The 25,903-nt window shown below is 62.3% G+C and carries 24 protein-coding genes and 1 tRNA gene; 7 read left to right on the top strand and 18 right to left on the bottom strand.

The features are described 5' to 3' along the window. Nucleotides 1–8: 8 nt before the first annotated feature. From eno to CLV85_RS11000, 5 genes are all read right to left on the bottom strand, one after another. The gene (gene eno, locus CLV85_RS11020; protein ID WP_100389673.1) at nt 9–1,289 is read right to left on the bottom strand and encodes a phosphopyruvate hydratase; all 1,281 of its coding nucleotides are present in this window, start codon (nt 1,287–1,289) and stop codon (nt 9–11) included. Between the two features lie 60 nt (nt 1,290–1,349). Next, nucleotides 1,350–2,306, bottom strand: coding sequence for a CPBP family intramembrane glutamic endopeptidase (locus CLV85_RS11015; RefSeq protein WP_100389672.1), 957 nt, complete (start codon nt 2,304–2,306; stop codon nt 1,350–1,352). A 28-nt stretch (nt 2,307–2,334) separates the two neighbouring features. Continuing rightward, a complete protein-coding gene (gene hisS, locus CLV85_RS11010) occupies nt 2,335–3,624 on the bottom strand; it encodes a histidine--tRNA ligase (RefSeq protein WP_100389671.1) in 1,290 nt (429 codons plus the stop codon). Between the two features lie 36 nt (nt 3,625–3,660). Next, complete coding sequence (locus CLV85_RS11005) at nt 3,661–4,260, bottom strand: TetR family transcriptional regulator (protein ID WP_229820602.1); 600 nt, start codon at nt 4,258–4,260, stop codon at nt 3,661–3,663. Nucleotides 4,261–4,559: 299 nt separating this feature from the next. Then, nucleotides 4,560–5,216, bottom strand: coding sequence for a nucleoside triphosphate pyrophosphohydrolase (locus CLV85_RS11000; protein WP_100389669.1), 657 nt, complete (start codon nt 5,214–5,216; stop codon nt 4,560–4,562). 99 nt (nt 5,217–5,315) lie between these two features. Between CLV85_RS11000 and CLV85_RS10995 the strand changes: the two genes are divergently transcribed. From CLV85_RS10995 to CLV85_RS10985, 3 genes are all read left to right on the top strand, one after another. Continuing rightward, nucleotides 5,316–6,116: an SGNH/GDSL hydrolase family protein gene (locus tag CLV85_RS10995; protein WP_229820604.1), complete on the top strand. Its 801-nt coding sequence runs from the start codon at nt 5,316–5,318 to the stop codon at nt 6,114–6,116. A gap of 81 nt (nt 6,117–6,197) precedes the next feature. Next, on the top strand, nt 6,198–6,851 hold the full coding sequence (locus CLV85_RS10990; protein ID WP_205030376.1) for a thermonuclease family protein: 654 nt from the start codon (nt 6,198–6,200) through the stop codon (nt 6,849–6,851). An 80-nt stretch (nt 6,852–6,931) separates the two neighbouring features. Beyond that, a complete protein-coding gene (locus CLV85_RS10985) occupies nt 6,932–7,813 on the top strand; it encodes a CPBP family intramembrane glutamic endopeptidase (protein WP_100389667.1) in 882 nt (293 codons plus the stop codon). Nucleotides 7,814–7,820: 7 nt separating this feature from the next. On the opposite strand, the gene mfd is transcribed toward CLV85_RS10985, so the two are convergent. The 3 genes from mfd to CLV85_RS10970 all read right to left on the bottom strand — a co-directional run bounded on the left by mfd (nt 7,821) and on the right by CLV85_RS10970 (nt 12,866). Next, the gene (gene mfd, locus CLV85_RS10980; RefSeq protein WP_100389666.1) at nt 7,821–11,510 is read right to left on the bottom strand and encodes a transcription-repair coupling factor; all 3,690 of its coding nucleotides are present in this window, start codon (nt 11,508–11,510) and stop codon (nt 7,821–7,823) included. Between the two features lie 127 nt (nt 11,511–11,637). Then, nucleotides 11,638–12,219 (bottom strand): aminoacyl-tRNA hydrolase, encoded by a 582-nt coding sequence (gene pth, locus CLV85_RS10975; protein ID WP_100389665.1) that lies wholly within the window; start codon nt 12,217–12,219, stop codon nt 11,638–11,640. 26 nt (nt 12,220–12,245) lie between these two features. Continuing rightward, a complete protein-coding gene (locus tag CLV85_RS10970) occupies nt 12,246–12,866 on the bottom strand; it encodes a 50S ribosomal protein L25/general stress protein Ctc (RefSeq protein ID WP_100389664.1) in 621 nt (206 codons plus the stop codon). Nucleotides 12,867–13,180: 314 nt separating this feature from the next. Here CLV85_RS10970 and CLV85_RS10965 point away from each other — a divergent pair, with 314 nt between their 5' ends. Continuing rightward, nucleotides 13,181–13,897, top strand: a complete 717-nt coding sequence (locus CLV85_RS10965) for a FadR/GntR family transcriptional regulator (RefSeq protein WP_100389663.1) — start codon at nt 13,181–13,183, stop codon at nt 13,895–13,897. 56 nt (nt 13,898–13,953) lie between these two features. Here the strand turns inward: CLV85_RS10965 and CLV85_RS10960 are convergent, their stop codons facing one another. Genes CLV85_RS10960 through CLV85_RS10945 form a run of 4 tightly spaced genes read right to left on the bottom strand, consistent with a single transcriptional unit; the run spans nt 13,954 to nt 17,791 of the window. Further along, on the bottom strand, nt 13,954–14,997 hold the full coding sequence (locus CLV85_RS10960; protein ID WP_100389662.1) for an L-idonate 5-dehydrogenase: 1,044 nt from the start codon (nt 14,995–14,997) through the stop codon (nt 13,954–13,956). 56 nt (nt 14,998–15,053) lie between these two features. Then, complete coding sequence (locus tag CLV85_RS10955) at nt 15,054–15,827, bottom strand: SDR family oxidoreductase (protein WP_100389661.1); 774 nt, start codon at nt 15,825–15,827, stop codon at nt 15,054–15,056. Between the two features lie 9 nt (nt 15,828–15,836). Then, nucleotides 15,837–17,246, bottom strand: coding sequence for a GntP family permease (locus tag CLV85_RS10950; RefSeq protein WP_100389660.1), 1,410 nt, complete (start codon nt 17,244–17,246; stop codon nt 15,837–15,839). 23 nt (nt 17,247–17,269) lie between these two features. After that, nucleotides 17,270–17,791 carry a gluconokinase gene (locus CLV85_RS10945; protein ID WP_205030375.1) on the bottom strand — a complete coding sequence of 174 codons (522 nt, stop codon included), beginning with the start codon at nt 17,789–17,791 and terminating at the stop codon, nt 17,270–17,272. A gap of 179 nt (nt 17,792–17,970) precedes the next feature. Here CLV85_RS10945 and CLV85_RS10940 point away from each other — a divergent pair, with 179 nt between their 5' ends. Further along, complete coding sequence (locus CLV85_RS10940) at nt 17,971–18,396, top strand: pyridoxamine 5'-phosphate oxidase family protein (protein ID WP_100389658.1); 426 nt, start codon at nt 17,971–17,973, stop codon at nt 18,394–18,396. A 49-nt stretch (nt 18,397–18,445) separates the two neighbouring features. On the opposite strand, the gene CLV85_RS10935 is transcribed toward CLV85_RS10940, so the two are convergent. After that, entirely contained in the window at nt 18,446–18,763 is a 318-nt protein-coding gene (locus CLV85_RS10935; protein WP_100389657.1) for a putative quinol monooxygenase, read from the bottom strand. Between the two features lie 160 nt (nt 18,764–18,923). Between CLV85_RS10935 and gndA the strand changes: the two genes are divergently transcribed. Both gndA and CLV85_RS10925 read left to right on the top strand, forming a co-directional pair. Further along, a complete protein-coding gene (gndA, locus tag CLV85_RS10930) occupies nt 18,924–20,381 on the top strand; it encodes an NADP-dependent phosphogluconate dehydrogenase (RefSeq protein ID WP_100389656.1) in 1,458 nt (485 codons plus the stop codon). A gap of 107 nt (nt 20,382–20,488) precedes the next feature. Continuing rightward, a complete protein-coding gene (locus CLV85_RS10925; RefSeq protein ID WP_100389655.1) occupies nt 20,489–20,860 on the top strand; it encodes a hypothetical protein in 372 nt (123 codons plus the stop codon). Here CLV85_RS10925 and CLV85_RS10920 read toward each other — a convergent pair. The 5 genes from CLV85_RS10920 to CLV85_RS10900 all read right to left on the bottom strand — a co-directional run bounded on the left by CLV85_RS10920 (nt 20,857) and on the right by CLV85_RS10900 (nt 25,767). Next, on the bottom strand, nt 20,857–22,560 hold the full coding sequence (locus CLV85_RS10920; RefSeq protein ID WP_100389654.1) for a long-chain-fatty-acid--CoA ligase: 1,704 nt from the start codon (nt 22,558–22,560) through the stop codon (nt 20,857–20,859). The genes CLV85_RS10925 and CLV85_RS10920 overlap by 4 nt on opposite strands. Before the next feature lie 64 nt (nt 22,561–22,624). Continuing rightward, nucleotides 22,625–23,602 carry a ribose-phosphate diphosphokinase gene (locus tag CLV85_RS10915; protein ID WP_100389653.1) on the bottom strand — a complete coding sequence of 326 codons (978 nt, stop codon included), beginning with the start codon at nt 23,600–23,602 and terminating at the stop codon, nt 22,625–22,627. Nucleotides 23,603–23,643: 41 nt separating this feature from the next. Beyond that, nucleotides 23,644–25,080, bottom strand: coding sequence for a bifunctional UDP-N-acetylglucosamine diphosphorylase/glucosamine-1-phosphate N-acetyltransferase GlmU (gene glmU, locus CLV85_RS10910; RefSeq protein WP_100389652.1), 1,437 nt, complete (start codon nt 25,078–25,080; stop codon nt 23,644–23,646). Nucleotides 25,081–25,174: 94 nt separating this feature from the next. Beyond that, the gene (locus CLV85_RS10905; protein ID WP_100389651.1) at nt 25,175–25,510 is read right to left on the bottom strand and encodes a hypothetical protein; all 336 of its coding nucleotides are present in this window, start codon (nt 25,508–25,510) and stop codon (nt 25,175–25,177) included. 185 nt (nt 25,511–25,695) lie between these two features. After that, a tRNA-Gln gene (locus tag CLV85_RS10900) sits at nt 25,696–25,767 on the bottom strand. Nucleotides 25,768–25,903: the final 136 nt, after the last annotated feature.

Below are 25,903 nucleotides of genomic sequence, written 5' to 3'. Positions count from 1 at the left end.
AGTGAGTGCTAGCCGTTGAACCGCGGGAAGGCGGAACGGCCGGCGTAAACTGCGGCATCGCCGAGCTCTTCTTCGATGCGCAGCAGCTGGTTGTACTTAGCTACGCGCTCGGAGCGAGCCGGTGCACCGGTCTTGATCTGGCCGGTGTTGAGCGCTACCGCAAGGTCAGCGATCGTGGTGTCTTCGGTCTCACCGGAACGGTGCGACATGACGGCCGTGTAGCCGCTGCGCTGAGCCAGCGAAACAGCGTCGAGGGTCTCAGTGAGCGAACCGATCTGGTTGACCTTGACGAGGATCGAGTTCGCCGTTGCGAGCTCGATGCCCTTGGCGAGACGCTTGGGGTTGGTGACGAACAGGTCGTCTCCGACGATCTGAGTCTTCGAACCGATTTCGGCGGTGAGCTGAGCCCAGCCCTCCCAGTCGTCTTCGTCCAGCGGGTCTTCGATCGAGACAAGAGGGTACGCAGCAACGAGCTCGGCGTAGTACGCGCTCATGTCGCCAGCCGACTTCGAGGCGCCCTCGAACGTGTACGAACCGTCCTTGTAGAACTCGGTGGCGGCAACGTCAAGGCCAACGGCGATGTCCTTGCCCGGCGTGAAGCCTGCCTTCTCGATGGCTTCCATGAGGAGGTCGAGTGCTGCACGGTTGCTGGAGAGGTCGGGGGCGAAGCCACCCTCGTCGCCGAGGCCAGTGCTGAGGCCCTTGCTCTTGAGCAGTCCCTTGAGCACGTGGTAGGTCTCAACGCCCCAACGGAGGCCTTCGCTGAAGGTCTCTGCGCCGTGCGGGAGGATCATGAACTCTTGGATGTCGACGTTGCTGTCGGCGTGCGATCCACCGTTGATGACGTTCATCATCGGCACGGGAAGCACGTGAGCGTTCGGTCCGCCGAGGTAGCGGAAGAGGGGCAGGTCTGCCGAGTCAGCAGCAGCCTTTGCCACGGCAAGCGAAACACCGAGGATCGAGTTTGCGCCGAGGTTCTTCTTGTTCTCGGAACCGTCAACCGCGATGAGCTCAGCGTCAACGAGGCGCTGGTCGGAGGCGTCGAGGCCTTCGATTGCGGGGCCGAGGTCGTCGATAACCGCGTCAACGGCCTTCTGAACGCCCTTGCCGAGGTAACGGTCTTTGTCGCCATCGCGAAGCTCGTAAGCCTCGAATGCACCGGTGGATGCTCCCGAAGGAACTGCGGCGCGGGAAACTACGCCGTCGTCGAGCAAAACCTCAACCTCGACCGTGGGGTTTCCCCGGGAGTCAAGAATTTCGCGGGCGCCAACTGCTTCGATCAAAGCCACAGGGGGTCTCCTTAAAGAAAGTTTGTTTGGACTGGAAGTGGTGGATGTCCGTGGGAAAGCCTACTCCGAGCCAGCGACGGGCGCTGACTCGTTACGAGTAACCACCGGCTGCGGCGACGCCGGGCGGAACTGCCCGGTGGCCAGCAGCACGATCACGAGAACCAGCGGCACGAGCCATCCGGTCCACCCCAGAATGCTGGCCTGAAGCGGGTCGAAGCTCTCGCCGACCATGATGAAAATCAAGGAGAAACCGGCAGCCGCGTTGAACGAACCGTGCGCGAGAGCGGCTGGCCACACCGACGCTGAACGGATGCGCAGCCACGAGAACACGCCGCCGACCACGATGGTCATGCCCACCATTGCCGTGAGAGCGAGCCAGCCGGGAGCGCCGGGATAGTTGTAGCCGAGCAGGATCAGCGGAGCGTGCCAGAGGCCCCACATCACTCCGGAAATGAGAATGACGGGAACGATGCCGAGGGGCAGCAGTTTGGGCAGCAGCCAACCGCGCCAGCCCAGTTCTTCGCCGAGGGCCGGAATCGTGTTGATGAGCGCACCGATGGCCACGTTGAGGAACTGTGCGGCCACGAGTAGGCCAATCGGAATGGGCAGCGGCGCTTGACCGAGCGCCTCAAGCTGGCTGTCGAGCATCGCCTCGAAGCCCGAGAAATTTACGAAATCGGCCGGATAGACCCCCACGAGCGCTCCGACGACGAGCGCCGCCAGAATGAGGGCGGGCGGAATGACGAGCGCCAAAGCCAGGTAGCGCAGGAACCGGCCAACGGGGCGCACCGAACCGAGCCCGAGCGCCGCACGGCGGGAGCGAGCATCCGGATGCTTCTCAACAAAGAAGACGACGATCAGTGCCGCAATCGCCGGTGTGAACATCATCGCCAAAGCGAACACGGTGAAGAACGGATTCGTGAGCCCGCCTGTAAACCACAGAGGAAGAGCGAACAACCACGCGAGCCCGAAGCTCAGGGCCGTAAAAATAGGAACCGGCTTTGCTACGACGTTCACGCTTTCTCCCTCGAAAAGTGGGCGCTAGCTAACCACCCAGTGGCTTGAACTCAAGGTTATCAATGCTCACGTTTTCTGCACGGACCGTCGCGAAACTGGTGAAACCGGCATCCCGAAGCTGGTCGAGAAGCTGCGGCAGCTTCTTAGGCCGGGCCTCGAGCCGAACCCGCTTGCCGTCTTTGATCAGGGTGGCCTGCAAACGCACCAGAGTTGCCGCCTCAACATCGGCGTCATAGACGAGCGCAACTTGGTCGTCATCCGTTGCCGCACCGAGGTCAACGAGATCAACCAAGCGCTCAAAGCCGAGCGAGAAGCCGACAGCCGGAACATCACTGCCCAAGAAGCGACCGATCATTCCGTCGTAGCGACCGCCACCACCGAGCGAATAGCCGAGCGACGGATGCGCGATCTCAAAGATCGCGCCCGTGTAGTAGCCCATCCCCCGCACCAACCACGGGTCGAACTCGATGAGCGATCCGGAATCGCCGCGGCCCGCTTCGACCGCGTGACCGATCGCCGCGAGTTCAAGGATGACCTCTTCGGTGACGCCAGCGGGCAGAGCGGCACGGATGGCATCCGCACTGAATTCAGGAGTGGTTTCGGGCGCCGGGCGCTGAAGGAATTCAGCGAGCGCCGCCACGGGAGCGTCCGGGAAAGCACGTTCGCGCAACTCAGCGATGACTCCGTCGGCGCCGAGCTTGTCGAGCTTGTCGACAGTGATCAGCACGGCCTCGTGCTCTTTGGCCGGAAAACCAAGGATGCTGAGCGAACTCGTGAGCAAGCGACGGTCGTTCACGCGAATGGTGCAGCCCTGCACCCCGAGAGCATCGAGCGTGGCGGCCGTTGCGGTAATGAGTTCGATCTCAGCGCTCGGGCCAGCCTCACCCATGATGTCGATGTCGCACTGCACGAACTGGCGGTAACGGCCTTTTTGCGGGCGTTCGGCACGCCAGACGGGCGCCATCTGAATCGAACGGAAGACCTTGGGCAGTTCTGCACGGTGGGTTGCATAGAACCGCGCAAGCGGAACCGTGAGGTCGAACCGCATCCCCAGGTCAGCAAGATCGAGAGCATCGGATGCCGCCTGCAGCTTCTCTGGTGTGAGCCCGCGCTTCATCACCGCGAAGGCGAGCTTCTCGTTGTCGCCACCCAAGCCGGCATGGAGGCGTGAACTGTCTTCCATCACCGGAGTTTCGATCTCGTCGAAACCGTGCGCGCGATAGCTGCCCCGGATCACGCCGAGAACGCGCTCGCGCTGAGCTTTTTCTGCCGGAAGGAAATCCCGCATTCCGCGGGGAGGATTAACCGTTGACGCCATGCTTCCTATTCTCTCGCACGCGACAGGGTTTCGTTGTTACCGCGCGACCTCAGCGAGCAGTTGCTCGATCCGCTGGCGGTGGTGGCTCACGGCTGCGTTGAAGACGGCGGCGGAGGCTTCGCGGTTCTGGTTGAGCACGAGATCGAATTGCACGCCGTGGAACATGTTCACGAGCAGCCGCGCCTCGATCTGAGCTTGCTCCTCGGTAAGACCGAACGAGACGAGGGCTGCGGTGCCCATGGTGATCCACTGATTGAACAGCGGGCGAGTCACGCTGAGCTCGTCGCGCTCCACAGCTTCGAGCAGCCCCGCTTCGAGCTCGAGACGTTGGCGGTGCAGATTCTCGGGCAACTGCGTCCACTGCCAAGACAGGTACAAGCTGTCGAAGTAATCGTCGAGGGTAGTAATGGGCAAGTTAGCCGCTTCGTCGGGGCTTGCTCCGCGCGCATTGGCGTGCACGATCTCGCGGATGAGCTCGGCGCGCGTTCCGAAATGGTAGACGAGCGTGAAGGTACTGACGTCGAGCGCTTTCGCAAGCGAACGGAATGTGAGACTAGACAGCGGTTTATCAGCAAGATAGGCAATAGTTTGCTGAATAAGAGCTGGCTTGCGCGTTGGGTCGGGTCTGCGGGCCATAGTTATTAACATAACGGTTGTTTGCTAATGAACGAAGCAGCAGTTATGATTTCTCCTTGTGCCGGAAACTCGTTAACGGCGCCACAACTACTTGAAACCCCCTCACCAGGGGCTTCTCCAACGCTGGATCGGTAGGCCGGGTAATCCCACCGATCCATCAACGCGCGATGCCATTCTGTAAACGATCGACGTGCGATCACATGTCTCGTTTGCCGGCATTGCGCCGGTGCCCTCCTTATTCGGGTTAAGGGGGGCACCACCCACCCGGGTCTTCTGTCACGACCCGCCAGAGTTCGACGCTAGAGCGACGCCTCGTGTTCCTTGATTTCGTCGGTCAACTGCCGAAGTGCCGTGCGCAACGCTCGCTCCGAGTCCAAGCCATTGGCTTTCGCGGATGCCACAATCGCCAGCAAGAGCGGGCCCAGTTCATCCTCTTCCGTGACATTGATCGCACCGGGGGCCTTGGCATCCAGAAGCCCTACCTTGTGGGCGCGACCCAGCAGCTTGTCCGCTAGAGCGAGTGCGGGCATCTTCGCAGGGATGCCATCGGTAACGCTGGTGCGGTGCGGTTTCTCCGCCTTCTTGAGCTCGTCCCAGGCAGCGATCACGTCATCCGCCGTGTCAGCAGTGGTGTCGGCGAAGACGTGCGGGTGGCGACTAACCATTTTTGCCGTCATGTTTGCGGCAACATCTTCGAGCGTGAAGCGCCCGGCCTCGGTCGCGATATCAGCGTGAAAGAGCACTTGATAGAGCACGTCTCCCAGCTCTTCGACCATGTCGGCCGAGTCACCGCTCTCGATCGCATCCACCAACTCATAGGTCTCTTCAACCAGATGCTGCACGAGCGACTCGTGGGTCTGGTCACGATCCCAGGCGCAACCGCCCGGAGCCCGCAACCGTTCGAGGGTGGCGATCAGGGTGTCGAGTTCAGGATGGGGTGCAACAGGCTCGGTCATGAACCAATCCTCCCACTCCTAAAAGTAAGCCGAAGTCACGTCCAACAAAGCGGTATGTCGTGGGAGGCACCACGTCGAGAATCGTCCACTATATGAACCGTGGTCCCGAAGAATACGTCTCCTGAGTGCGCAGACGACGTCTCCTCCCACACTCCATTGACACGACGCCTCGTCGCTGGGCTCATCCACGCTTTTAGGCCGCTACTCAAGGTGAACCTTCTCGCTTTCCGCGTCGATGCAGCGAACACGCTCTTTCCGCCCGACAAGCCCGAGGGCGAAGTTGTCGCCCCCGATCCCGCACGATTGCTGTTCATCGGAGACGCTGCGGCATCCAGCTACGGCCTGCTCCATCATGGGCTTGGAGTCGTCTCGCAAACGTCGCGCTATGTGGCGCGTGAACTGGCATCCGGATGCTCGTGGACCAGCATCGCCGACGTCGAGCTAACCATGGCGCGCGCCGCCAAGGAGCTCGCGAACGTGGACCACGATCTCGATGCGGTCGTCATCGTGCTCGGACCGCCCGACGTGCTCTTCGGAACTACCGCGACCGAATGGACCACCAGCCTCCACCGAATCATCGACACCGTTCGCGGAGGATCCAACCCTCACTGCCCGGTAATTGTTGCAGCAGTGCCGCCGATGTACCGCTTTCGAGCAATGCCGCGCTTCGTTCAGCGCCTCCTCGCGTTGCAAATCACGAGGCTCAATCGGGCATCGCTCGCCGTCGCCGACACCGTTCCTGGCGTGAGCTACGTTGCCTTCCCTTCCTTAGACATGTGCAACACCTTCATCCAAGACAGCATCAACTGGAAGACGATCCACTCACTCTGGGGCAAGCAATTGGGGGCCGTGACGTCACGAACACTCGCCGCCCAGCGCAGTGCCCGCGACAGCATCTGAGGCGACGACAACTCGGTAACGTTACGCGGCTGAGCCTCCGCTACCCGCGATAGTGACGCGCGCGCATGCGAGAATCGTGGCGTGTCTGCTCCCCACAAACGTTCTCGCCTCGTCAGCGTCATCATCGTGCTCGCCCTCGTGGGCGGCGCCGCTATTGCCGCATACTCGAGTGCTACTTCGCCCGAATCACACAGCGATGGTGCGTCCCTGGTGGGCAGCACGGAAGGCTCACGTTCGGCATCCGAATCATCGTCGACAGACCCCGACATTGATGCCGAAAACGAGACCGAAAATGCCACTGGCAACGACATCCCGTCTGGCGCTTTTGCAGCGACCGTCACCTATGTGCATGATGGCGACACCCTCTACCTCGACAACGGGAGCGCCGAGGAACTGAAGGTACGTCTCATCGGACTCGACACCCCCGAACTCGCCAGCCAGCAGCGACCGGATGCTGAAGAATGCTACGGAGTCGAAGCTCGCGAACTGCTCCGCGACTTTCTACCCGAAGGAACCGACGTGTGGGCACTCGAAGATCGTGAACCCGAGGACCGGTACGGCCGCTCGCTGCTGTACGTCTACCTCCAGGATGGCACGCTCGTAAACCTAGCCATGGTCGAGCTGGGCGCCGCCGAGGCCCTCAAAGTGGGGCTCAACGACCGCTTCTGGCCCGAGCTGCGCAACGCCGAAGACGACGCGTACGCGGCGAAACTCGGCATGTGGGGTTCCTGCTAACCTCCGAGCAGTTTTCACCCCGCGAGACGGGGATCACGAACCAACTGGGGCATCCAGCCTGACCATGGCACGATTGGTGCATGCTCGACCCCGCCAACCCGCTCATGCTCGCCCTGCTGTGGGTCGTACTCGTCGGCGTGCTGACAGCACTAGCCCTGAGAACCTTCCGCCGCGACCAGCGCGAGTACCGCCGCTTCAAGCGTTTTCGTACCACTAAGCGACGCCAACTAATGCTGCGCCGCTGGCTGCTGATCTCGTTCTCACTCTTCGGCGGCCTCGCTCTGGCGACTCTCCTAGCCAGCGGAGCTTTCGCCGCTCCCCTGCTCACCGAGGTGCAGGCCTGGCCGTGGGTGGCGTGGCTACTCGGCGTCCTTGCCGCACGTCCCACCGTGACCGCTGGGGTTCTCGCAGGGCTCGCAATCGGATTCATCGCCGTCACTGTTCTCGCCATCATTTCCGTGCGCAAGGAGGGCGAAGAGGTGGTGAGCGTCGGCGACGTTCAAGCCATCCTCCCCCGCAACCGTCAGGAGCTCGTGCTGGGCGGGCTGCTCTCGATCAACGCCGGAGTCGTCGAAGAGCTGCTGTTCAGGCTCGCTTTGCCAGCGCTGCTATTCGCGACAACCGGCAACGCTGTAGTCGCTATCGTCGTCAGTCTTCTGCTGTTCGGCCTCATGCACTCATACCAAGGCCTGACCGGCATCATCGTCACAACAGTGCTCGGTGCCATTTTCATGGCCATCTACGTGCTCACCGGAAGCATTCTTGTGACGATCATCGCCCACGCACTGATCGACCTACGCTCGCTCGTGCTCATTCCCATGGCGATCGGAGGCGTCCACCGCATCGATGGTCGCCGCAACCCGCTCGCGTTCACACCGAAGCCGAAGCCCGTCCCCGTCGCTTCAGAGACGGCTGCTGAGACGGCTGCTGAGACGCCCGCGCCAGAAGCGACGCGGCCCTAAGCGTCAGCTACTTCGTGGCGGTGGATGCCGAGCCAGCGTCCTTGCCCGCTTTCGATCGTTCAGCCGCTTTCGCCGCTGCCTTGTCGACCGCGAGCTTCTCGGCAGCTTCCGCCGCGAGAGCAACTTCCTTGAGTTCGTCGACAGTGTCTTGAGCGCCAAACACCGACACGAGGAGGTCTTTCGTCCACTCGATGAGCGCGCCATCATCGACCCCGGTCGGCAGAGGAATGATCGCCGTGGACGCTGCCGAATGGTACTTCGAACCCGGGTACATGCGTTGCAATCGCACTTGCTTAGAGTCGAGAAGATCGGCGGGTGCGATGCGCAGCTTGTCGCCCATGACGACCACTTCGCTCAGCTTCAAGCGCTGAGACATCCGGCGCAAACGTGACACCGCGATGAGGTGTTTCACTTCCTCGGGCGGCTCGCCGTATCGGTCAGTGAGCTCTTCGAGCACGCGATCGATGCTGTCCGCGGCTGCCGATGGCGAGCTTGCCGTCGAGAGCTTCTGGTACGCCTCGAGCCGCAGGCGCTCGCTCTCGACGTAGTCTTCGGGGATGCTGGCATCCACTGGCAGTTCGAGGCGCAGCTCGGTCTGACCTTCGGCAACATCACCGCGGAAGGTGGAGACGGCCTCGCCGATCATCCGCAAGTACAAGTCGAAACCCACCCCGGCAATGTGGCCAGACTGTTCGCCACCGAGCAGGTTTCCGGCACCACGAATTTCGAGGTCCTTCATGGCGATCTGCATACCGGCGCCGAGCTCATTGTTGGCCGCGATGGTGTCGAGACGCTCGTGGGCAGTTTCGCTCAGCGGCTTCTCTTCGTCGTAGAGGAAATACGCGTAGGCGCGCTCACGACCACGACCCACTCGACCACGCAACTGGTGCAGTTGGCTGAGGCCGTACTTGTCAGCACGGTCGATGATGAGCGTGTTGGCGTTCGGGATGTCGAGCCCGGTTTCCACAATCGTGGTCGAGACGAGCACGTCAAACTTGCGATCCCAAAAGTCGACCATCACTTGCTCGAGTGCGGCTTCGGGCATCTGGCCGTGGGCGATCGCGATACGAGCATCCGGAACCAGCTCGGCAATCTTCGCCGCCACCCGGTTGATCGAGCTCACGCGGTTGTGCACGTAAAACACTTGGCCTTCGCGCAGCAGTTCGCGGCGAATTGCCGCACCAACCTGACGCTCAGAGTATGGACCGACGAAGCTGAGGATCGGATGCCGGTCTTCTGGCGGAGTCGCCAGCGTCGACATTTCGCGGATGCCGGTGACGGCCATCTCCAGCGTGCGCGGAATCGGGGTTGCCGTCATCGCCAGGATGTCGACGTTGGTCTTGAGCTTCTTGAGAGCATCCTTGTGCTCAACGCCGAAGCGCTGCTCTTCGTCGATGATGACGAGCCCGAGGTCTTTGAACGCGACGCTCTTGGAAAGGAGACGGTGGGTGCCGATGACGACATCCACGGTGCCGTCGGCGAGGCCCGCTACCGTTTCGCGGGACTCCTTCTCGGTCTGGAAGCGGCTGAGCGCGCGCAAGTGCACGGGGAAGCCGGCAAAGCGATCGGCGAAGGTCTCCATGTGCTGACGCACGAGCAAAGTGGTCGGCACGATCATGGCGACCTGCTTGCCATCCTGCACAGCCTTGAAGGCGGCGCGAACGGCAACCTCGGTCTTGCCGTAACCGACGTCTCCGCTGAGCAGGCGGTCCATCGGAACCGGGCTCTGCATGTCGGCTTTGACTTCGTCAATCGTCGTCAGCTGGTCGGGGGTTTCGGCGTAGGCGAAGGCTTCCTCAAGCTCGCGCTGCCACGGGGTATCCGGCCCGAAAGCGTGGCCCTTGCTGGCCATGCGCGCGCTGTACAGCTTGACGAGCTCCACAGCGATGTCGCGAACAGCCTTGCGCGCCTTGCTCTTGGCTGCCGACCAATCGGAGCCGCCCATCTTGTTGAGCGAGGGGGCTTCGCCGCCAACATAACGCGACAGCAGATCGAGCTGATCGGTAGGTACATAGAGCTTGTCGCCGGGGTAACCGCGCTTGTTGGGCGCGTACTCCAGCACTAGGAATTCGCGCTGCGTCTTGACCGCATTGCGGCCGCCCGTGCTGACCTGCCGCGTGACGAGTTCGATGAACTTGCCGATGCCGTGGGTCTGGTGCACCACGTGATCGCCACTCTTGAGCTGCAGCGGGTCGACGACATTCTTACGGCGGGTGGCGAGCTTGCGCGCCGGGCGCGAGGCGTAGCCGACAGAACGGCCAAAGAATTCGCCCTCGCTCAGCACCGCCAGCTTCGCTTCGGGCATGGCAAAACCATGATCGACGGATGCCCTCAGCAAGTAAGCAACCCCGGGTTCTGTGGTCTCGGGGAATGCGTCAACCGCGCGCCCGGAGAGTTCGCGCTCCCCCAGCAGATCGGCCGTGCGCTCCACGAGCCCGGCGCCTTCGGCGACGATCGCCACCGTCCAACCGTCGGCGAGTAACGTGCCGACGTGGTCGAGGGCGCCGTCGAGGGTTCCTGCGAACGAGGGCGTGGCGGTGGCATCGATGCGCACGTATTCAGATGCTTCTTCTGCGGCATCAATCAGGTTCGCGGCATCCGCTTCGCCCGAGTCGAAGGTGCTGAGGGTCCACCAGGGGCGATCCCCTGCAGACGCGCGAAGCTTGGTGAGCGTGACAAAGTCACCGGCATCCAAGTCGATGGGCGCTTCGGCGCCAGCAGTCGCGGCATTCCACGCAGCACTCAAGAATTCTTGGTTGGTTTCGGCGAGGTTCACAGCACGCGACGACACCTTCTCGGGCGAGAGAACCGCAATGGCGGCATCCGCGGGAAGGTAATGCGTCAGTGGCACGAGCTTGTCGACGAGAGCGGGCGCGAGCGACTCCATGCCATCGACGGGAATGCCCTCGGCAATCTTGGCCAGCATTGTGGAGAGGCTCGGAAACTCGTGCTGCATTTCGCGGGCACGTTGGCGCACCGAATCGCTGAGCAGAAGCTCACGGCTCGGCACAAGTTCGGCGTACTCGATGTCGCCATCAATTGACCGCTGGTCGGCGACCGAGAACTCGCGCATCTGCTCGAGCTCATCGCCGAAGAATTCAAGACGAAGCGGATGCTCGTGGTTGGGCGCAAAGACGTCGAGGATGCCGCCGCGCACCGCGAATTCACCACGGCGAGTCACCATGTCGACACGGGAATATGCCAGTGCCACGAGGCGCTCCGAGAGCGCGGAGAGGTCGTAGTTGCGACCGCCCTTCGTGAGCATGACCGGCTCGATCGTGATGAGGTTGTCGGCGATGGGCTGCAGCGCTGCCCGCACGGATGCCACCAGCACAAACTGGCCAACCGGGTTAGCTTGCCACTTAGCCAGGTCGCGCAGCGCCTGCATGCGCTTGCCGACCGTTTCGGCACTCGGGCTCAGTCGCTCGTGCGGCAGAGTCTCCCAAGCGGGGAACTCCACGATTTGAGCGTCGGGAAGATAGCTCGCGAGCGAGCGGCGCAGCGATTCAGATTCGCGACCGGTAGCGGTCACCGCGAGCATCGAGCGCGGAGCGTCAGAGGCCGTAAGCAGGCCGCCGATAAGGGGCGCCCGTAACCCTTCGACGAGGGAGAAGTCGGCGCTGCGCTGCGAGTAACGCAGGGCGCTCTCTACAGTTTGGGCGCGCGAAAGCGCTGAGATAATTCCGTCGAGAGTCACCGGATTACTCTACTCGCGGCCACCGACGCCGCGATGAGAGTTCACCCACAGCGCAGCAGGATTGCACGATTTGCGCGGCAACGCTCGAGGTCGGCGCAGCGCAGCGCAGCGCAGCGCAGCCGCAGAACTAGCGCGGGCTGTGGAAACGCTGTTGGGCTGCTTCGAGACCCTCTTTGGCGACCATAGCTACGGCATCCGCAGCGTCACCCAGGAGGTTCGGCAGCACCTTGCGCTCGTCGCCCGAGAAGTCTCGGAGAACGAAATCAGCGGCCGGCTGGCGGCCGGGAGGGCGGCCAATGCCGACGCGAACGCGCGTGAAGTCGGGAGAACCGACTGCAGCGGCAATATCGCGGATGCCGTTGTGGCCTCCGTGGCCGCCACCGGTCTTGAGCTTCACGGTGTCGAAGTCGATGTCGAGTTCATCGTGCACGACGATAAGACGCTCAACTGGAATCTTGTAGAACCGCATGAGTGCGGCGGTGGGCCCGCCCGACAGGTTCATGAAGGAATTGGGCTTAGCCAGAATCAGCTTGGGTCCATCCCCAAAGCTGCGGCCTTCGGCCACGGCAGCGTTCGCTTTGTGGTTCTTGAAAGTGGCCGACAGTTCGTCGGCCAAGTGAGCCAACACCATGTGGCCCACGTTGTGGCGATTACCAGCGTAGCCGGGCCCGGGGTTACCGAGCCCGACTACTAACCATTGGTCATCCACGATTTCTCGCTTGCGGAAGAATCTGATTATTCAGCAGCCTCAGTTGCGGCGTCTGCAGCAACAGCTGCGGCTTCTTCTTCAGCAGCTTCGGCTTCAACCGAGGCACGCGGCATGCTGACAGCGACAACGAGAAGCTCGGGGTCGGAGAGCAGGTTCGAGCCCTCGATGAGCTCGACGTCGGCAGCGTAGATGTGAGCGCCTTCTTCGCGGCCCTCGATGTCAACGGTGAAGTACTCAGGAATGTGAGTTGCTTCAGCTTCGACCGAGATGGTCGGTGCGTCGAGGTTGGCAAGGGTGCCAGGAGCCGATTCGCCGGTGACGTGGATCGGCACGTCAACGATGACCTTTTCACCCTTGCGGATGACAACGAGGTCAATGTGCTCGATGATCTGGCGAACGGGGTCCTTCTGAACGTCCTTCACGAGGGCGAGCTGGCTCTTGCCGTTGATGTCGAGGTCCAAGATCTGGTTCGACTTACGCAGGATCAGAGCGATCTCGTGGCCCGGAAGGGCAACGTGGATGGGGTCGGTGCCGTGACCGTAAATGACGGCAGGAATCTTGCCGAGGGCACGGAGCTTACGAGCAGCACCCTTACCGAAGGATTCACGAGCATCTGTAACAACGTGGTTTACGCCTGGCTTAGCCATAGTTTTCTCCTGTGAGACCGAAGTCTGTTGTGGGCTCCGCGCCTGCGACGAACGGAGTGCTCGTGGCGGGCTCAGTGCCCAGATCATTGTCTGTAGTTCAACTCGAACGCCGGCAGACCATAGATCTGCCGCGTGAGGAAAAGCCCTGTGAGGAAATAGTCCTGAGACTTGCCCGCCGCGTCGATAACGGAACCCAATGGTTCCCTCGCCGAAGTTCAACTGCTGAGTTTACACGGTTAATCGCTGCTGTCAGCCACGAATCCCGGACACTGGGGACCACTCAATGAGCGCTACAGAACCACTACTCTTGATGCATGCCCGGAAGTCTTCACGCACGCGTGCTCAACGATCTCGGGCTCAGCATCGTTTCAGGCGAGATCTCCCCTGAATCCACGATCCTCGCCGAGCAGCTCGAAGAGCGTTACAGCGTCTCGCGTTCGGTCGTTCGTGAAGCCGTGCGTGTGCTGCAATCGCTCGGCATGGTGGCCTCCGTCAAGCGGGTCGGGATGCGCGTGCTGCCGATGTCAGAGTGGAGCCTCTACGACCCACTCGTGATCCGGTGGCGCCTCGAGCAGGCCGAGAACGGACGCCAACTGCGCTCCCTCACCGAGCTGCGCAGCGCCATCGAACCGCAGGCCGCGAAACTCGCAGCCCTGCACGCCTCCGACGAAGCAGCCGGCGAGCTACTGGCGTTGGCCGCGCGAATGCGGGCCGTGGGGCGCTCCGGCGACCTGGAGCTGTTTCTTGAGCTCGACATCCGCTTTCATTCACTGGTTCTTGCCGCGAGCGGCAACGAGATGTTCGCACGTCTCGACCGCGTGATCGCCGAAGTGCTGACGGGCCGCACCCACCGTGGGCTCATGCCGTCGACCCCGCACGAAGAAGCGCTGCAACTCCACGTGGATGTTGCGGATGCCATCCAGGGCAAGCGCCCGGCCGACGCGTTCGCCTCCATGGAACGCATCATGAGCCGCACGATTGAAGAAGTCGAACCCATCTGGGCCGGCGAACCGCGTATCTTCCTCGACTAAACGTCGCGCAAGAAACCCAGCGCGCTATAAACGCAGCACGCCGCAAGCCCAGCGCCCTAGAAGCGCAGCAGAACCTTTCCACTGTTCTCCGAGTCCTTAGCAACGGCAAAGGCTTCATGAGCGTCGGATGCCGCGAACTCGTGCGTCACGATCGGCGCGACAACGAGGCTGCCGTCCGCGAGCGCCGCAATCACTTCGTCGATCTCGTCGCTGAAGCGGAATGACCCGACGAGTTCGAGCTCACGCGTGATGGCAAGAGAGATGAGTGCGGGCTGCTGGCCGGAGGGCAAGAGCCCCACCATGACCACGCGGCCGCCACGAGTTGCTCCGCGCACGGCCGACTCGAGGCCGCGGTAGCTGCCCGATGATTCGAAGACGATGTCGGCGTCGACGGCGGCGATGGCATCCACGTCGGTGGCGTGAAGAGTTTCTGTTGCTCCGACCTGGCGGGCGATGGCGAGGGGGCCAGCGAACATGTCGACGGCCACGATCTCGCTAGCGCCGGCACGCTTGAGCACGGCGACGATGAGGGCACCGATGGGGCCAGCGCCAATGACGAGAGCCCGTTTTCCGCGAACGTCACCGGCACGCGAGACGGCATGCCAGGCCACGCTGGCGGGTTCGACGAGGGCGGCATCGCGCAGGGTCAACGAGCTGGGGAGTGCTCGCAGCATCCGGCTGGGCAAAGTAACGAACTCGGCGAAGGCACCTTCCGTGTGCGGGAAGCGTGCCGCGCTGCCGAGGTAGGTGCAGCCGGGCGAAAGGTTGGGGCGGTCTTCGGGCCAGCGAGGCTCGGTGCCGCCGGGGGTTGCCGGATGCACGGCCACGGCCGTTCCCGCGACAGGGCCGGTGCCATCAGCAGCCTGCTGGATGACGGTGCCGACAACCTCATGGCCGAGGATCATCGGCGCCTTGAGAATCGACTCCCCCGCCGCACCGTGCGACCAGTAGTGCAGGTCAGACCCGCAGACCCCGCCGAACGCAATCTGGATCACGGCTTCGTCGGCGGCCGGAGCGGCCAACGGAATGCTCTCCACGCGCAAGTCATCTTGAGCGTGAATCGTGACCGCGAGAGTTTCGGCGGGGGCTGCACTTGTCATGACAATCTTTTCTGTAGAACGGTGCCGGCAGCGACGCTCGGCGGTAAAGCAGGAAGTTAGACGACGACCGTCATGCCGCCATCGATGAAGATGACTTGGCCGTTGACGTAGTCGGAACCACTTGAGGCGAGCCACACTGCGGGGCCGCCCAGGTCGGCGGGAGTTCCCCAGCGACCGGCAGGCGTGCGCCCGAGAATCCAGCTGTTGAAGGTGTCGTCGTCGACGAGCGCCTGCGTCATCTCGGTGTGGATGTAGCCCGGAGCGATCGCATTGATCTGCAGCCCGCCGTTGGCCCACTCCGCCGTCATGGCACGAGTGAGATTGCGGATGCCGCCCTTCGAGACCGTGTACGGCCCGATAGTCGGTCGCGCAAGCTCGGTCTGCACCGACGCGATGTTGATGATCTTGCCCTCACCGCGGGCCAGCATGTGCCGGGCAACTTCGCGCCCGACGAGGAACGCGCTGGTGAGGTTGGTAGAGATGACTCGGTTCCAGTCCTCCACGTCGAGGTCGAGCATCGGTTCGCGATGCTGAATTCCCGCGTTGTTCACGAGCACCCCGATCGCGCCGATGGATGCCTCGATCTCGGCGATTGCGGTCGCGACAGCCGTGGCATCCGCTACATCAAACGCACGAGCGTAGACGCGTTCGGCCCCAAACTCGGCGCTGAAGTCGGCATGAGTTGCGGCGAGGCGCTCCTCATCGCGACCGTTCAGCACGATCGTTGCACCGGCTTCGGCGAGGGCTTGCGCAATGACGCGCCCGATTCCTCGGCTCGATCCGGTGATGAGGGCGATGCGCCCAGTGAGGTCAAACAGAGTGGATGCCACGGCTATCTCCTAGAACAATCCGGCGATGATGAAAATGACGAACGCGATCGCGAAGCCCATGACACCGATGAGTGCCTGGCCGACTGTCCACGTGCGCAGGGTGGTCTGGGTGTCCATGCCGAAGAAGCGGCTGACCAGCCAGAAGCCCGAGTCGTTGACGTGACCCGCGAACACTGAACCGGCGGCGAGCGCGAGAACGATGGCGGCGAGTTCGACGGGGTTGAGCGAGGCGTCAGCGAGAACGACGGGCTGGATGAGTGCTGCCGCAGTGGTGAGCGCGACAGTAGCCGAACCTTGAGCAACACGGATGATTGCAGCAATCACGAAGCCAGCAACGATGAGCGGCATGCCGATCGACTCGAGCGAGGTTGCGATGCTGGCGCCGATTCCGCTGGCACGCAGTACGCCACCGAACATTCCACCGGCACCGGTGATGAGGATGATCGAGCTAACCGGGCCGAGCGCGCTGTCGACGATGGTCTCGATGAGCGTGCGCTCCTTGTTGCGCTTCCATCCGAGCAGCCACATTCCGAAGACGACGGTGATGAGCAACGCGATGGGGGTCTCGCCGAGAAGGCGTAGAACCTGAACAACGGGGTTCTCGAGGTCAACCACACCGGCAGTAGCGAGGGCGTTGAGTCCCGTGTTCATGAAGATCAGAACGAGGGGCAGCAGGAGCAGGAAGAGAATCGTGCCGAGCTTGGGGTTCGACTTGAACTGAGCGGCCTTCTCGTCATCCTGGCTTCCGAAGAGGATGTTGGGGATAGCAACGTCGAAGCGCTTACCGGTCCAGGTGCCGAACTTGTAGCCGACGACGTACCAGGTGGGCAGTGCCACGATGAGACCGAAGATGAGGACGAGCCCAACGTCAGCACCGAGCAGGCCGGTGGCGGCAACGGGGCCGGGGTGCGGCGGCACGAAGATGTGCATGACCGAGAAGGCCACAGCCGACGGGAAGGCGTAGAAGAGCAGCGATCCACCGAGGCGACGAGCCACCGTGAAGATGATCGGCAACATGACGACAAGACCAGCGTCGAAGAAGATGGGGAAACCCATCATGAGCGAGGCAACAGCGAGAGCGAGCGGTGCGCGCTTCTCACCGAAGCGGCGGATGAGCGAGTCGGCGAGCACCTGTGCTCCACCACTCATTTCGAGCATCCGCCCGAGCATCGCACCCAAACCGACCAGCAGGGCAACGCTGGCAAGCGTGCCACCGAAGCCCGATGTGAGGGTCGGGATTATCTGGTTCGTCGGAATACCTGCAGCCACGGCAGTTACGAGGCTGACGATGATCAGGGAGAGGAACGCGTGAACGCGCCCCACGATGATCAGCAGCAGCAGGAGCGCAATCGCGCCGGCGGCCAGCAGGAGAAGGCCCCACGTGGGCAACTCCCACAGCAGTTGGAGGTCGGTCATCATTGTCCTAACTTCTTTTGTGCAGCTCAGTCGACGAAGGTGTCGGTGAGGTCTTTTTTGATGGACCGGACGATCTCGTCCGGAGTCTGGGTGAGGTCGACGAGCACACCGCGCTCGTCGTCCTGGAGCGGTTCGAGGGTGTCGAACTGGGAATCGAGCAGGCTGTTAGGCATGTACTCGTGGTTGCGGTGCGACTGACGTTCCGCGATGACTTCGCGTTCGCCGCGCAAGTGCACAAACACAGTGGTGGGCGCGTAGGCCGTGAGCATGCGGCGATAAGAACGCTTGAGGGATGAACAGGCGACGATGATGGGGTTGCCGTCAGCGAGTTCGGCGCCGATACGTTCGGCGATGATCTCAAGCCACGGGGCGCGGTCTTCGTCGTTGAGGGCGTGACCGGCTGCCATCTTTTCTTTGTTGGCACGAGGGTGAAGGTCGTCACCGTCGATGAACTGCATGCCCAGTTCGGCGCCGAGGGCTGCGCCAACGGTCGACTTACCTGATCCAGAGACACCCATCACGATGAGGGGTGGAAATTGTGAAGCCACGGTCTTCCTAACATTCGACGCATCGTTACGTCTGATATCAATCTGACCAGTGTGCCTTAAAGCAGACTTAATGCAAACTCATTGAGCAAATATCTCCGAAGCTTGCTTCCTGATGCTCCGCTCACGCCCTAGCGCCGAGACCACTGCGGTGGGAGAATTAGGCAAGGGAAGGAATTGCTATGAGCGAGAACCTGAACGATCCGGTCGAAGAACTGACGCCGGAGACCTGCTGGGAATTGCTGCGAACGGCCACCCTCGGCAGAATCGCGGTCAGCTTTCAAGGAGAGCCTGAGATCACCCCGGTGAACTTCATCGCCGTGAAGAATCGGCTCCTTCTGCGCACAGCGCAGGGCACCAAACTACTCAAGCTCACGATCAATGATCGGGTGGCTTTCGAAACGGACTACGTCGGCCCGCACTCCGCCTGGAGCGTGGTGGCTAAGGGCACCGCCCGCATCATCGAGTCTCAAGACGAGATTTACGAAGCCGACCAACTGCCACTCACGCCGCTGATCCCAACGCTCAAATACGTCTGGGTAGAAATCAAGCCGACAGAAGTGACCGGGCGCCGCTTCACGCTCGGGCCGGAGCCCGAGCGCTACTAGCTGCTAGCTGGTCGTTGCGCGCGGCTAACTGCTAGCGAGTCGCGACTTTTTAGAGCGCGCCCTTGCCTGGCGAGCCCATGGGCAGCGCCGTCATGCGTAGCACCGAGACCTCGGCGGTCAGGTGGTCTTTGATCTCGCCGACGAGAGCGGCCACGGCGGGGCTCGACCCATGAGCGTCGAGCAGTGCTTCTGATTCCCACTTCTCGATCATCACGAAGGAGCCGTCGGCGGCCTCGTGCATCGCGTACAACTCACACCCCGGCTCTTCGTGCACAGCAGTCAACGCGGGCTCGAAGGCGGCAACGACCGCTTCCCGGCTTTCGGGGCGGATGCGAAAAACGGCGGTAACAATCACAGGTTGAGTCATGCGCTTCACGCTACTCCTCGCTTCCTGAGTGCCCTCAACGAAGCGAGACTGAATGGATGCCGCGAGCCGGCTGCGCGGTGTGCCCTAGGCTTGATGATTGGGCCAACCAGCCGCGCTGCATCGGCCCACCACTTTGTCCCAGAGTCAAGGAGTGAACGATATGACCGCTGCTGAGCAAGCATCCGCAAACATTGGCGTAGTAGGGCTCGCAGTTATGGGCTCGAACCTCGCCCGCAACCTCGCGAGCCGTGAGGGCAACACCGTTGCCATCTACAACCGCTCCTACTCGAAGACCGAGACGCTGCTCACCGAGCACCCCGAAGCCAACTTCGTTCCGGCATCCACCTATGAAGAATTTGCGGCGTCGCTGTCGAAGCCACGCACCGCCATCATCATGGTGCAGGCCGGCAAGGGCACGGATGCCGTGATCGACGCTCTGACCGAAGCTTTCGAACCCGGCGACATCATCGTCGACGGCGGCAACGCGCTCTTCACCGACACCATCCGTCGCGAGAAGGCAGTACGCGAGACCGGCATCAACTTCGTTGGCGCTGGCATCTCCGGCGGCGAAGAGGGCGCGCTGCTCGGCCCGTCGATCATGCCCGGCGGTTCCGCTGAAGCGTGGGAGACCCTCGGCCCGATCCTCAAGTCGATCGCCGCTGTTGCCGAAGGCGAGCCCTGCGTGACCCACGTGGGCACCGACGGTGCAGGTCACTTCGTCAAGATGATTCACAACGGCATCGAATACGCCGACATGCAGCTCATTGCTGAGGCCTACGACCTCATTCGTCAGGGCACCGGCGCTACCCCCGCGGAGATCGCCGATATCTTCGCCGAGTGGAACAAGGGCGAGCTCGAGAGCTACCTCATCGAGATCACCGCAGAAGTTCTGCGCCAGGTCGACGCCAAGACTGACAAGCCTCTCGTCGACATCATTCTCGACCAGGCTGGCTCCAAGGGAACCGGCGTGTGGACCGTGCAGACCGCCCTCAACCTCGGAGTACCCGTTTCGGGCATCGCCGAAGCTGTGTTCGCTCGCGCCGTCTCGTCGAAGCCTGCTCAGCGCGCCGCATCCGCAGCGCTGCCCGGCCCGAGCTCGGTGCCTGCTGTCGAAGACAAGGCTGCCTTCATTGAGGATGTTCGCCAGGCTCTCTACGCTTCGAAGATCATCGCGTACAGCCAGGGCTTCGACGCAATCGTCGCCGGCGCTGAAGAGTACAACTGGGACATCAAGAAGGGCGAGATCGCCAAGATCTGGCGCGGTGGTTGCATCATTCGTGCACGCTTCTTGAACCGCATCACCGAGGCCTACGCCGAGAACCCCGGTCTCGTGGCTCTCGTCACCGCGCCGTACTTCACCGACGCGATGGCAGGCACGCAGGATTCTTGGCGCCGCGTTGTCGCTGGCGCTGCCGCCGCTGGCATCCCGACTCCCGCGTTCTCGTCGTCGCTCGCGTACTACGACAGCCTGCGCGCACCGCGACTGCCTGCCGCCCTCGTTCAGGGTCAGCGCGACTTCTTCGGTGCTCACACCTACAAGCGCGTCGACATGGATGGCACCTTCCACACTCTGTGGTCGGGTGACCGTAGCGAGATCGAAGCGACTGACTCGCACTAAGCACGTGCACTGATGGAGATGGCGGCGGACTTCGGTTCGCCGCCATTTCTGTCTTTCGGCGCCCGCGCGGGGATATCCCCAGCGGTGAGTGACAGAATGGCACCACCATGAGCTTGTCTGACGAAAACCCCGAACTCGACGGCTACGTACCGCACGGGGATCGCCCGCTACGCTCACGCGCTTTCAAGTCCGTGATGCGCGTCGTTGTCGTTCTCGGTCTCATCGGCCTCGTAGTGCCCGGCATCGTCTCGGCGGCAGGCACGGCCAACAACACGGCTCATCGCACCTGCGCTATCTACACCGAATACCTCGCGCCTCAGGCCGTCTCGTACGACGTGCGCTTCGAGCTCACGGGCGACGGCGACCCCGGCTGGAAGTGCTACGCCGTTTCATTCAACGGTGGCGAAACCCTCTTGCGCTCGCTGGGGCTCATCCCCGGCCCCGCCGTTCTTCCGACGAGCCCGGCAGACAACACCTAGTCCTTCTCGAGCAGCTGCTCTCGCACCTGGCGACGCAGCACCTTGCCGATGAGCGACCGCGGAAGCTCGTCAACCACCACGACACGCTTGGGCACCTTGTAGGCCGCGAGGTTACGGCGCAACGACTCGCGAATGGCACTTTCGTCGAGGGATGCTCCCGGTGCGAGCACGACGGCGGCAACGACATCCTCACCACTGTGTTCACTCGGCATACCGACTACCGCCGCGTCAGCGATCGTGTGCTGCTGGCGGAGCGCCTCTTCGACCTCACTCGGGGCCACGTTGAAGCCACCGGTGATGATCAATTCTTTGATGCGGTCAACGATCGTGACGAAACCACCCGGGTCTACCGTGACGATGTCGCCCGTGCGGAACCAATTGCCGCCATCATCCGTTGCCTTCACAAAGACCTCGGCGGTTTCTTCGGGCTTGTCCCAGTATCCCGAGAACACCTGAGGGCCGCGAACGATCAGCTCGCCCTCCGCCCCCGCGGCACGATCGACCGTCGGGTTCTCGGGGTCGACAACGCGAATCTCGGTGTTGGGGAGGGGTAGCCCGACGGTACCAGCGCGACGCGAAGGGCCAACCGGGTTCGCGATGAGGATCGGGCTTGTCTCCGACAGACCGTAACCCTCCACGAGGGTTCCGCCCGTGCGCTCCTCCCACGGCTCCACGACTGACGCCGAGAGCGGCATGGCACCCGAAATTGCGATCTCGATGCCCTTGAGGGAGACGCCAGCGGCATCCGCAGCAGCCGTGAGGCGCTCGTAGATCGGCGGCACGGCGGGCAGGAAGGTGGCGGGGCGCTTCTTGATAACGGGCAATACAAGATCAGGGTCGAACTTGGGGAAGAGCACGAGGCGCGCCCCCATGCTCATCGCGAAGGTGAGGCACAGAGTGAGCCCGTACGCGTGGAACATCGGCAGAACCGCGTAGACCACAGCAGTGCCCTTAGGAACGGCGGGCACCCAGGCGCGCGCCTGAGCCGCGTTGACCGAAAGGTTGAGGTGGCTGAGCATCGCCCCTTTGGGGTTGCCCGTCGTGCCACTCGTGTATTGGATGAGCGCCAGATCGTTCGCGTCGGGGCGAACAATGCGCTCGTCGATGCGTTCCGACTTGAGCAGGTCTTCCCACACGATCGTTCCGCGTACTGCGGTCGTGAGAGCGGCACGCGATTCCCGAGCCTTTGCGATGGGCAAGCGCAGCAGCGCACGAGTCTTCAGCGGCATCGCACGCGTGACGTCGACCGAGATGATCGTCTCGGCCGCGGCGTCCGCGGGCATCTCCTGAAGGGTGTCAACGACGTTGTTCCACGCGATAACCACGCGGGCACCATGGTCTTCAAACTGGTGGCGCAGTTCGCGCGGCGTGTAGAGCGGGTTGTGTTCGACCACGATGGCGCCAAGGCGCAGCACGGCATAAAACGCGACGATGTGCTGCGGGCAGTTCGGCAGTACTAGAGCAACGGTGTCGCCCTTTTGCACGCCCAACAAACGCAGCCCTTCGGCGGCACGCTCGATTTGCTCGCCGAGTTCGGCGTACGTGGTTTCACGGCCGAAGAACTCAAGCGCAACCGCGCGCGGGTATTCGGCGATCGTCGCAGCGACGAGATCGTACAGCGACCCCTCGGGCAGCGGAATTTCGTGGGCAACGCCCTCGGCGTAGCTAGAGAACCAAGGTCGGTCGGACAACACAGTCATGGATTAACTGTATGCCGCCTACCGGGCACCCGATTACACCGGGGTCCTAAACACTGCGAGAAATTTAGGCGGCGCCGTCGAACATTGAGGTCACGGATCCGTCGTCGAATACTTCGTGGATGGCGCGCGCCAGCAGCGGAGCGATCGGCAGGATGGTGAGCGTGGGGAACCGCTTGTGTTCCGGCACGGGCAGGGTGTCGGTGACAACTACGGAGTCGATGAAGTCGCTCTGCAGAATCGTGGGAGCCGGGTCGGAGAAGATGGCGTGAGTTGCCGCGACGACAACCTTGAGGGCACCGGCGCGCTTGAGCGCCTCCGCAGCCTTGACGATCGTTCCGCCGGTGTCGATCATGTCGTCGACGAGCAGGCAGACGCGACCGTCAACGTCACCCACGATGTCGTGAACGGTGACCTGGTTGGGAACCAGCGGGTCGCGGCGCTTGTGAATAATGGCCAGCGGAGCACCGAGCTTGTCGCTCCAGATGTCAGCGACGCGTACGCGGCCCATGTCAGGGCTTACAACGGTGAGAGTTTCGGGGTCAAGCTGCTGCTTGAAGTGCTCGAGGAGCACGGGCATGGCGAAGAGGTGGTCAACGGGGCCGTCGAAGAAGCCCTGAATCTGAGCAGCGTGCAGGTCGACGCTCATGATGCGGTCGGCGCCGGCAGCTTTGTACAGGTCAGCGATGAGACGGGCGCTGATCGGCTCGCGGCCACGGCCCTTCTTGTCTTGACGGGCGTAGGGGTAGAAGGGCGAGACAACGGTGATGCGCTTGGCTGAGGCACGCTTGAGGGCATCCACCATGATCAGTTGTTCCATGAGCCACTCGTTGATGGGCTCAGTGTGCGACTGGATGACGAAGGCGTCGCAACCGCGAACGCTTTCGTCGTAGCGGGCGTAGATTTCGCCGTTCGCAAAGGTACGCGCGTCAGTGGGAACGAGGTCGCTGCCCAGCTCCGTCGCGATGTCGATCGCGAGTTGCGGGTGTGCACGCCCGGAAACAAGCACGAGTCGCTTTTGACCGGAGATCTTGATGCTGGCCACGGGGGGGACTCGCTCTCTGCCGCGGTTACGGCGTACTTCGGTCAGGCGTCGTTATCGTCGTTTGCTGCGGCAGCTGCTTGAGCCGCTGCAGTGCCCGCGCGATTGGTTTCAACCCAGCCACTGATATTGCGCTGTGGAGCGACGTTGATGCCCAAAGAGCCTGCCGGTACATCTTTTCGGATGACCGAACCGGCTCCGGTGTACGCTCCGTCACCAATCCTAACCGGAGCGACGAAGACGTTGTGCGATCCGGTGCGAACGTGAGCGCCTACAACCGTTCGGTTTTTGTTCACTCCGTCGTAGTTTGCCGTGATGGTGCCGGCGCCTACGTTGGATTGTTCGCCCACTTCGGTGTCACCGATGTAGCTGAGATGAGGCACCTTGCTGCCCTCTCCAATGCTGGAGTTCTTGGTCTCGACGAAGGTACCGATCTTGCCGTTGACGCCCAGCTTCGTGTTGGGGCGAAGGTAGGCGAAGGGGCCGACGGAGGCGTTGGCGCCGATCACGCTGAGCGTGGCATCCGTGCGCTTGACGACCGCATTCTCGCCAACTTCACAGTCAACGAGGGTCGTATCCGGGCCGATGATGGCGCCGGATTGCACGAGCGTTGCACCCTTGAGCTGCGTACCGGGAAGAATCTCCACGTCGGGATTGAGGGTGACGTCGGCGTCGATCCAGGTGGTGGCGGGGTCTTCAATCGTGACTCCCGCTCGCTGCCACTTCTGCACGATGAGCTCGTTCATGCGGCGAGCGGCTTCGGCCAATTGAACGCGGTCGTTGACTCCAGCGACCATCCAACCGGCCGTCACGGGCATCGCAGCGACCGTGGCACCGACTCCGCGGAGGAGGCCGACGACATCGGTGATGTACTTCTCCGACTGAGCGTTGTCGGTCGTGATGCGCACAAGTTGCTCACGCAGCGGGCCAACCTGGAACACGTAAGTGCCCGAGTTGATTTCGGTGATAGCGATCTCGTCGGCGCTCGCATCCTTTTGCTCAACGATGCGGTCGAGGCCGCCGCTGGCATCGCGAACGACACGGCCGTAGCCGGTGGCGTCGTCGAGGATGGCTGAGAGCACGGTAGCCGCCGCTGACTGCGTGCGGTGCTGCGCGAGCAGCGACGCGAGAGTCGCCGAATCGAGAAGCGGTACATCACCGCTGACGACAACAACGTCGCCGTCGAAGTCGGCGGGCAAAGAGTCGACAGCGACCTCTACCGCGCGGCCGGTGCCGGGGGTGTCATCTTGGTCGACGATAAGAATGTCGGGCATGAGTTCGGTGAGCGTTGCCACCACTTCGTCACGCTGGTGACGCACAACCGCGATTACGTGGTCGGGGTTGAGCTCGCGCGCGGAGGCAACGACGTGCCCAATGAGCTCGCGGCCGGCAAGGCGGTGCAGCACCTTGGGCTTGGCAGACTTCATGCGAGTGCCTTGGCCTGCGGCGAGAACAATGACGGCGAGTTTGTGTTCGGTCATAGTTCTATTCTGCCCTGAATGAGCGGCACTCAGAACGCGCGCCTAGAATCCGGGAAGAGCTGAAAGAAGAGGGAGATTCCGCTGGCTAGTGCGGTTAGCGGTTCAAGCTGTCCTCGTAGGCAGCAGCCGCGGCTTCGATCTCCCACGACTCCACGAACGAATCTTCCGGAATCAGGTATGGACGATCGATGGCTGTGCCATTCGAGCAGACGTAGTCGTCGTGCCAGTCGTCGTTGTAGGTCGGGTCCCAGATGCAGCGCCATCCGCTGCTCACTTCGCTTTCGGCCGGCTGTGGATCTTCGGAGTTTTCGCCTTCGACCTGAGGGTGCTCCTGAGGCGGTTGATTGTCGTCTTGAATGCCCACATAGGACGAACATCCCGCGAGCGACAGCACAGCCACGACGAGCAGAACAACAGAGCGGCGATACATCGGCGGCAAAGCCTCTCGGGTTTAAGCGGTTAGCGAGTCAGGAATCATCCAGAGAGTACAGCGGCAATCAGACGTCAGCTAGCCCCCAACTCAGGGTTCAGCCCAGGTCGCACAACACCCCACATGAGACCCTTCCACAAGGGTCTCGACAATAGGAGCGCTTGGGTTTCCAGAATCTCTTACAGCTCCGCCTCTAGGATTCGAACCTAGACTGGACAGCTCCAAAGGCTGCCGTGCTGCCGTTACACCAAAGCGGACCGCACCCGAAGGCGCGCATCAATTCTGCCAGATCATTGGCCGTCTGTCGTGCACGTAGCCCGATTCGGAGCCTTCACACACGTTTCTTCAGGGTTCTCGGGCGCGTTTGTGGCGCACATCCGGGGATTGAAGCTG

This window comes from Salinibacterium amurskyense (genome assembly GCF_002797685.1).
In the GTDB taxonomy this organism is placed as follows: Bacteria; Actinomycetota; Actinomycetes; order Actinomycetales; family Microbacteriaceae; genus Rhodoglobus; species Rhodoglobus amurskyensis.
This window is presented reverse-complemented; position numbering and strand designations above follow the sequence as displayed.